General features: G+C 41.9%; 1 protein-coding gene and 1 pseudogene. Both read left to right on the forward strand.

Going from position 1 to position 782, the window contains the following annotated elements; all coding sequences use genetic code 11:
• A partial coding sequence (locus tag HCR01_RS38095; RefSeq protein ID WP_226890098.1) for a helix-turn-helix domain-containing protein occupies window positions 1-389 on the forward strand: 389 nt, incomplete at its 5' end.
• A 122-nt stretch (window positions 390-511) separates the two neighbouring features.
• A pseudogene (locus HCR01_RS38100) lies at window positions 512-782 on the forward strand (IS630 family transposase); the annotation flags it as partial.

The raw sequence follows: 782 nt of genomic DNA on the forward strand, positions 1-782 counted from the left end.
AATCCATCTACCACGGTAAAAAGGATATGGGCAGCCGTTTAAGGATATTTCTGACTCTAAAACAAGATAGAACTCTTTTCGATCTGAGAACGGCAGATGTACCCCAGAAAGTGAAAGACCGAGCAGAAGTGATTAGATTGAGCGCACATGGTTGGTATGTAGAGAAGATAGCGGCTCACTTTAATTGGACAGCACAAACGGTACGAGAAGTTTTGCATAGATGGGAAAAGCTAGGTTTAGAGGGACTTTGGGAAAAACCAGGGCGAGGAGGAAAATCAAGGTGGATAGAAACTGACATGGTGTTCTTAGAAGAATGTTTGGAGAAAGAACCTCGTACATATAACAGCGTTCAATTAGCCCAAAAATTAGAACAAGAACGCAAGGGTTAATTAAGTCCTGACTGGTTAAGACAGGTACTTAAAAAAAGGGGATCATTTGGAAACGAACGAGAAAAAGCCATAGAGAAAAACAAGACCCCGTATTACAACAGGTTAAACAAGCAGACTTAGATATGCTGGAATTGTCTGCGGCGACCGGAGAAATAGATCTGAAATATCTGGATGAATCAGGGTTTTGTGCTTGGAGTGAACCAAGCTACAGCTATTACTTCCGAGGTGAACAAAAACGTGTAGAGCAGAGTAAGCGTCGGGGGCGAAGGTTAAGTATTATTGGCTTTCTTCAACCCTTAATTAGTTTTGTGTACGGTTTGGTGATTGGCGGCGTTTCACGCAAATCTTATATTCAGATGATGGAGCTTGAAGCATCAGTTGCCCAAAAAACAG

It is taken from the genome of Nostoc sp. MG11 (genome assembly GCF_014904695.1).
Taxonomy (GTDB): domain Bacteria; phylum Cyanobacteriota; class Cyanobacteriia; order Cyanobacteriales; family Nostocaceae; genus Komarekiella.